The organism is Archangium sp., from assembly GCF_036389735.1.
Taxonomy (GTDB): Bacteria; Myxococcota; Myxococcia; order Myxococcales; family Myxococcaceae; genus Archangium.
In genome coordinates, this window is sequence record NZ_DASVWK010000627.1 from 1 (window position 1) to 7,792 (window position 7,792).

Genomic DNA, 7,792 nt, shown 5'->3' on the forward strand with positions numbered 1-7,792 from the left:
CCCTCGACGCGGGCGATACCGTCATCCGCCCGGAGACCTCCCCCTCCTCCTCCTCCCTCTTCGCCGGGCGCTACGCCCTGCTGCGCATGCTCGGCCGTGGCGGCATGGGCACCGTGTACGAGGCGCGAGACAGCCTCGTTGGTGACGTGGTGGCCCTCAAGACGCTGGAGCTCGGCGAGGACGCCGGCCCGGACGCGCTCGAGCGCTTCAGCCGCGAGGTGCGGCTGGCCCGTCGCATCACCCACCCCCACGTGGCGCGGATGCACGACCTGGGCACCCACGAGGGCCAGTCCTTCCTCACCATGGAGTACGTGGAGGGCGAGGACCTCCGGACGCTGCTCCTGCGCGAGCGCCCGTTGGCCCCGTCCCGGGCCGTCCGCGTCGCCCTGGCCGTCTGCGAGGGGCTGGCCGCGGCCCATGCCGCCGGGGTGGTGCACCGGGACCTCAAGCCGGCCAACGTCCTCGTCGAGAAGGGCGGCCGCGTGGTGCTGACGGACTTCGGCATCGCCCGCGCGGTAGCGGGGGAGGCCGCCTCGCGCACCATGGGCACGGTGGGCACCCCCCTGTACATGGCGCCCGAGCAGGTGTCGGGTGAGCCCGTGGACGCCCGTGCGGACCTCTACGCCGTGGGCCTGCTGTTGCACGAGATGCTCACCGGCGAGGTTCCCTTCACCGGTGACACGCCCTGGGCCGCCGCCCTGGCCCGCCTGCGCCAGCCCCCGCCGGATCTGCGCCAGCGCCCCACCATTCCTCCGCCCCTCGCCGAGCTGGTGCACCGCTGCCTGGCCCGCGCTCCCGAGGAGCGGCCGGCGAGCGCGCTCGAGCTGGCCGCGGCGCTCCGGGACTGGCTCGTCAGCGTGGGGGAGCCTACCCTGTCCGCCCCATACACCCCGGGGCCGGTGACGGCCACCACCTCGCCCCTCCTCACCTCGACGGGCACCACGCGCCAGGCGCCGCGCACCTCCACCACGCCGACGGTGAAGCAGGCCGTGGCGTTGCTGCCCCTGCGCTTCCAGGGCCCCCGCGAGCACGAGTACCTCGGGGAGACGTTGTCCGAGGCCCTCATCGACCAGCTCTCCCGCGTGCGCGGGCTGCGCGTGCCCGGCAGCGGGGTGATGGTGCGCTTCCGCGACGAGAGGGATCCTCGGACGGTGGGGCGCGAGCTCGGGGTGGAGCTGGTGGTGGACGGGACGGTGCAGTGCGCGGGCTCGATGGTGCGGGTGTCCGTGCGGCTGCTGGAGGCCCAGACCGGCACCCAGCTCTGGAGCGGCCGCTTCGAGTACCCCTCCCTCGATGCCTTCGAGCTCCAGGATCGGCTCATGCCGCGCGTCTCCGAGGATCTGCGCGGGGAGCTCGGCCTCGCGGCCTGGCGCGCGAGCACTCCACCCGAGGCGATCGCGCTGTACCGCCAGGCGGCTCCCCGGCTGTTCGGGGCGATGCGGAACGACCCTGATGGCCCGCTGAGCCAGCTCGACAAGTGCCTGGAGCTGGCGCCGGACTTCGCGCCGGCCCTCGCGCTCCATGCCAACGCCAGCCTCCGCGTCTGGTTTCTCGGGAGCAAGGACTCCGAGCGGGACCTGGGCGCGGCGGCGCGCGCCAGTGTCGAGCGGGCCCTGCGGCTGGCGCCCGAGCAGCCCGCGACGCATCTGGCACGGGGGATTCTCGCCGCCCAGGGCAATGACTGGCGCTCGGCCGTGATGGCCCTGCGTACTTCCCTGGACCTCGCGCCCACGTATGTCCCCGCGCTCCAGTACTTCGGCACCATGCAGTGCGAGGCCGGCCGCGCGGACGAGGGGCTGGTGCGGCTGCGCCTGTCCCATGAGCTGTCCTCCTCGAACCTGGGGGGACTGTTCGAGCTCGCCCGTTGCAGTGCCCTGCGTGGCAACCTCGAGGACTACCGGTGGGCGGTGGAGAAGCTGAGCACCTCGCCCGTGCATCGGCTCCCGGCGCTCTCCTTGATGGCCCGCGTCGCCGCGTGGATGGGAGACAAGGACGAGCTGCGCAGGTGCCTGGCCGCGGTGGCGGACGAGACGGATTTCGTGGCCATCGCGACCCGCGGCTATGCCGCCGCGGTGCTCGGTGAGGCGGAGCCGCTCGCCCTGCTCCCGACGTTCGAGGGGTGGCTGGAGAAGGCGTCCAGCCCGCGCTTCGTCTCCATGCTCTGTCAGATCGGCACCGAGGAGCTGTGCCTCACCGGCCACCCGGAGCAGGCGATGCACTACTTCCAGCGCGCGGCGGACACGGCCCTCATCGACCTGGAGTGGATCGACCGCTGCCCGGCGCTCCAACCCCTGCGCGCGCTGCCGGGCTTCGCCGAGGGGCGGCGCAAGGTGCGCTCCCGCGTCGAGGCCATCTGGAACGCCTGAGGTAGTCCACGCTCGCACAATGGATGCCTTCGTGGGCAAGTCCATGGCGAGAGGAGTTCCGCGTTGTCAAGGCGATATCCCAGCGTTGCCTGGAAGTTCCTCTTGCATGATTGATTTCGTTTCCCGGGTATTCCCGATGTAAAAATCTCTTGCCCAGAGAGGGAGAGATGCGCCTGAACGAAAGGGAGTGGGTACAGATGCCGACTGCGACCCAAGGCTGTAGCAGCGTCCGAACCCGGATGCTGATGGTCATGAGCGTTCTGTTGCTCGCTGGGTGCGGCGTGGAGGCGCCGGAGGCCGAGCTGCGAGAAGGGGCGCCCGAGCAGCCCGCGGCCGTGAGTACGCGACCGCAGGGCCTGGGTAGCACCAACAAGGTGCTGATCCTCGGCACGACGGTCACCAACGGCCTCAACAGCATCGAGGCGCTTGCCGCGAGGAACCTGGGCTACACGGTGGAAATCGCCACCGACGCGGCCTGGGCGGCGAAGACGTCCGCGGACTTCGCCACCTACCGCGCCATCATCCTGGGCGACCCCACCTGTGGCAGGCTCCCCTCGATTCAGCTGGCCGCCGCGGTGAAGAACCGCCACGTCTGGGGCCCGGTGGTGGACGGTAACGTCATCGTCGTGGGCACCGACCCCGTGCTGCACCAGAAGAGCGCGGTCACCCGCAACGCCGTCCAGTTCGCCACCGCGCAGCAGGGCAAGACGGGCGCCTACATCAACTTGAGCTGCTACTACGAGGAGGCCCCGCCCAAGACGCCGGTGCCGGTGCTCGCGCCGTTCGGTACCTTCACCGCCACGAAGGTGGGCGCCTGCTACAACGACGTTCACATCGTGGCCAAACACGTGGCCCTGGCGGGTCTCACGGACAGCCTGCTCTCCAACTGGAGCTGCTCGGTCCACGAGGCCTTCGACTCCTTCCCGGCCGCCAACTTCACCCCGCTCGCGATCGCCCGCGACCCGGCCCTCGGCTCGCGCCTGCCCGGCTCGCTGGACTTCGCGGACGGCTCGCACGGGGTGCCCTTCATCCTCGCCCGCGGTGCCATTCCCGTGGCCTGCGGTGACGGCGTCCTCCAGTTCCCCGAGGAGTGTGACACCGGCTCGAGCAATGGCCTTCCGGGCACCACCTGCTCGTCCGTGTGCCGCCTGCACTGGTGCGGTGACGGCGTGGTGGACTCCGGCGAGGAGTGCGACTCCGGCGCCGGCAACGGCTCCGGCTCCTGTAGCGCCTCGTGCAAGTCCGTGGGGATCGTCAACCCCCGTCCTCCGGTGGCCCTGTGCAAGGACGTGAGCCTGTCGACCGACGTCTACTGCAGCGTCTCCGCCTCCGTGGACAATGGCTCGTATGATCCGGATGGGGACCTGGTGGGCTGCACGCAGTCGCCGAGCGGCTTCTTCGGCCTGGGCTGGAGCAGCGTGAAGCTGACCTGCACCGACAAGACGGGCCTGTCGTCCAGCTGTACGTCCACCGTGACGGTCACGGACACCACGCCTCCGACCCTCAGTTGCCCGGCCGACCTCTCGGCCGAGTGCTCCGAGGGCCACGCCGACGTCAGCGTGCCCCCCTCGGGCGCCTCCGACTCCTGTGGTGCGCCGAGCGTGGAGGGCCCCCAGGGCATCCTCCGCTACCCGCTGGGCACCACGTCCGTGACGCACGTCGCGCGGGACGCCAGCAACAACACCTCCAGCTGCTCCTTCAACGTGACGGTGGCCGACTCCCAGGCCCCGGTCCTCACGCTCGAGGGGAGCGCCACCGAGACGCTGGAGTGCCTCAAGCCGTACGTCGAGGCGGGTGCGGTCGCCTTCGACGGCTGCGAGGGTGAGCTGAGCGCCGCCATCACCGTCTCCGGCTCCGTCAACACCAAGGTGCCGGGCGCCTATACCCTCACCTACTCGGTGCGGGACGCGGCCGGCCACACGGCCAGCGCCACGCGCACGGTGAACGTCATTCCGGGCGCCTCCGGCACGTGCGAGGACCGCCACGGCGGGTGGCTCCTCACCGGCGGCATGGCGCTGCCGCGGCTGCTGCACACCGCCACCCTGCTGGACGATGGCCGGGTGCTGGTGGCCGGCGGCTACAACGTCACCTCGGAGCTGTACAACGCGGAGACCAAGACCTGGTCGCCCACGGGCAACACCCTCGGCACCCATCGCGGTCACACGGCCACGAAGCTGAAGAATGGCCAGGTGCTCATCGCGGGCGGCGGCAAGAGCTCCACCACTGGCGCCACGGCCGAGCTGTACGTCCCCGAGCTGGGCAAGTGGAAGCCCGCGGGCAGCCTCAACCAGCAGCGCTACCACCACTCCGCCCTCCTGCTGCCCAACGGCAAGGTCCTCGTGGCCGGTGGTGCCACCAGTGAGTCCAACGGCGCCGTGCTGGCCTCGGCCGAGCTGTATGACCCGGCCACCAACACCTGGTCGTACACCGGTGGTCTGAACGTGGCCCGCCGCCACCACACCCTGACCCTGCTGCCCGACGGCAAGGTGCTGGTGACGGGTGGTGGCGACGCCGCCGAGGGTCTCATCTCCTCCGCGGAGCTCTACGACCCGGCCACGGGCACGTGGACGCTGGCGGCGGGCATGAGCACGGCTCGCGCTTCCCACACGGCCTCCCTGCTGGGCAACGGCAAGGTGCTGGTGGTGGGTGGCTCGGACATCGACCCGGTGCGCAGCTCCTCGGCGGAGCTGTATGACCCGGCCACCAACACCTGGTCGGCCACGGACAGCATGCTCGCGCCGCGCCGCTTCCACTCCGCCAACGTGCTCCCCGACGGGCGCGTGCTGGTGGCGGGTGGCTACCACCAGTACACGGGCATCATGACCGGGTCCGAGCTGTATGACCCGGCCACGGGCAAGTGGACGGTGACGACGGCGATGAACGTGGACCGCTACAAGCACACCGCCACCCTGCTCGGCAACGGCACCGTGCTCGCGGTGGGTGGTGTGAGCAACCACGATCAGGCTTCGGCGGAGTACTACGACCTGAACGGGCTGTAATCGGCTCGCACCCCCACCGAGGGGTGCGGACCCTGGGCCCGAGCGGTTTCATGCAGGGGGTGCGAGCCGCTCGGGGTCATCCCGAGGCCCGCATCCCCTGTTGTTTTTGGCGCGCTCGTGTGGAGGCGTGCCCTTCTGGGAAGGAAGCAACGGATGTTTCATCGGTGGATGAAGTACGGGTGGCCCCTGGTGCTCGCGCTGGTGGGGGGGAGTGCCGTGGCGGCCCAGGGACCCACCCCCGCTCCCGGGTGTCGTCCGCCGGGCCTTCTCAAGGACGTGGTGCCGGGCTCGGCCAGCTCGCTGCCCCTCGAGCCCTCCGTCACCTCCTTCTTCGTTCGCGTGGGCGACACGGTCTATTTCGCCGCGGACGACGGCGAGCACGGGGTCGAGCTGTGGAAGAGCGACGGCACGGCGGCGGGCACGGTGATGGTCAAGGACATCAACCCCTTGGGGGAGTCGCGGCCCAGGAACCTGACGGTGCTGAACGGGAAGGTCTTCTTCTACGCGGACGACGGCAGCATCGGCTCCGAGCTGTGGATGAGCGACGGCACGGAGTCGGGCACGGAGCTGGTGCGGCAGATCAGCCCGGGGATGGAGTCCGCGGGCATCAGCGACATGGTCACGCTGGGAGGCAGGCTCTACTTCACCGCGAACGACCACGAAACGGGCAGTGAGCTGTGGGTGAGCGATGGGACGTACAGTGGCACGACGCGCCTCACGGACCTGTTTGCCGGGGCGGAGAGTTCCATCCAACCCGGGACGCTGACGGTGGTGGGTGACACCCTCTTCTTCTCCGCCATGAACAGCCCCGACGTCGGGTACGAGCTGTGGAAGAGCAACGGGACGACGGCGGGCACGGTGCTCGTCAAGGACATCGCTCCGGGCGAGGCCGGGTCCAACATCGGGCAGATGACGGTGCTGGGGAGCACGCTCTTCTTCACGGCCAACAACGGCCTCACCGATGACGACCTCTGGAGGAGCGATGGGACGGAGGCGGGTACGGTTCGCGTCAAGGCCGTCTTCTCCCAGGCACTCCACCCCTCGCCCCAGAACCTGAAGGCCGTGGGCGGCAGGCTCTTCTTCAGCCTGGACGACAAGGCCCATGGCGCCGAGCTGTGGGTGAGTAACGGGACGCCCGAGGGCACGGTGATGGTGAGGGACGTGCGCGCCGACGTCGACGGCTCGAACCCGGAGAGCTTCGCGGACCTGGGGGGAACGCTCTACTTCACCGCCGACAACGGCCTCACGGGCAGGGAACTCTGGAAGAGCGATGGGACGGAGGGGGGGACGCGGTTGGTGAAGGACCTCGTCATGGGGAGCGGGGGCTCGTCGCCCCAGGGACTGACGGCCGGCGGGGGCCAGCTCTTCTTCGCGGCGAATGACGGCACCGGCCTCGCGCTGTGGATGAGCGATGGGACGGCGCCGGGCACCCGGCGGGTGGACCCCAGTTCCCCGTCGCCCGCTACCTGGCCGGAGCACCTGACGTTCCTGGACGGTGCGCTCTACTACTCCGCCGAGGCGGCGAGCACGGGGCGGGAGCCGTACGTGGTGTTCCCGGCCTTCTTCGGCGACTGCACGCCGCCGCTCATCACCTGCCCGGCGGGTGTGACGGTGGAGGCCATGAGCGCGAGCGGTACCGCCGTGAGCTACGCCTCCGCGCGGGCGAGGGATGAGGGGGCGACGTCTCCCGCGGTGAGCTACAGCCACGCGTCCGGGAGCACCTTCGCCCTGGGAGACAACGCGGTGACGGCCACGGCCACCGACGCGGCGGGCAACACCAACACCTGCACCTTCACGGTGGCGGTGAAGGACACCCGGGCCCCCACGCTCACCTGTCCGCGGGACGTGGTGGTGTCCGCCACGGGCAATGAAGGGGCGGTGGCGCGCTACCCGGCGGCGCAGGCGACGGACAACACGGCGCTCTCCCTCCTCTACTCCACCCCGTCCGGTTCCACCTTCCCGGTGGGGGACACCGAGGTGCGGGTGACGGCGCGCGACTCCGGAGGCAACACGGTGAGCTGCGCCTTCAACGTGAAGGTGAACGCCGCCCAGGGTGGTGGGGAATCAAAGGACTCGGGGTGCGGCTGCACCTCGGGCTTCACGGCGGACGCGCCCTGGCTGCTGCTGGGCCTGCTCGCTCCGCTGCTGGCGAGGCGCCGCCGCTCCTCCCCATTCCGTGAGACAAGGGATCACGGAGAGCGCACATGGAATTGACGGGAGCCCAGCGGACACTCGAGCAGATCGTCATCGACACGCGCTCCTCTCTCTCTCCCGTGCGCTGGCGCGAGCGGCTCGAGGTCATCGAGCGGCAGGTGTGCCGGGTGGAGCTCAAGGGCAGGGCGGTGGGGACGGGCTTCCTGGTGTCCCCGAACGCCGTGCTCACCAACCACCACGTGGTGCAGGAGATTCTCGAGGGCACGGTGTCCC

General features: G+C 70.4%; 3 protein-coding genes and 1 pseudogene. All 4 read left to right on the forward strand.

The window, feature by feature from the left end; translation table 11 throughout:
* On the forward strand, nucleotides 1–2,366 hold a 2,366-nt coding region (locus VF794_RS22005; RefSeq protein WP_331113490.1), incomplete at its 5' end, for a protein kinase domain-containing protein.
* A 251-nt stretch (nucleotides 2,367–2,617) separates the two neighbouring features.
* On the forward strand, nucleotides 2,618–5,365 hold the full coding sequence (locus VF794_RS22010) for a kelch repeat-containing protein (RefSeq protein ID WP_331113492.1): 2,748 nt from the start codon (nucleotides 2,618–2,620) through the stop codon (nucleotides 5,363–5,365).
* Nucleotides 5,366–5,518: 153 nt separating this feature from the next.
* Entirely contained in the window at nucleotides 5,519–7,579 is a 2,061-nt protein-coding gene (locus VF794_RS22015; protein WP_331113494.1) for an ELWxxDGT repeat protein, read from the forward strand.
* A pseudogene (locus VF794_RS22020) lies at nucleotides 7,570–7,792 on the forward strand (hypothetical protein); the annotation flags it as partial. The gene VF794_RS22015 and the pseudogene VF794_RS22020, both read left to right, overlap by 10 nt.

Excerpts from the sequence above, each read along its gene's own strand:
- VF794_RS22010 (WP_331113492.1), top strand. The coding sequence starts at position 2,618 with ATGAGCGTTCTGTTGCTCGCTGGGTGCGGCGTGGAGGCGCCGGAGGCC.
- VF794_RS22015 (WP_331113494.1), top strand. The coding sequence starts at position 5,519 with ATGTTTCATCGGTGGATGAAGTACGGGTGGCCCCTGGTGCTCGCGCTG.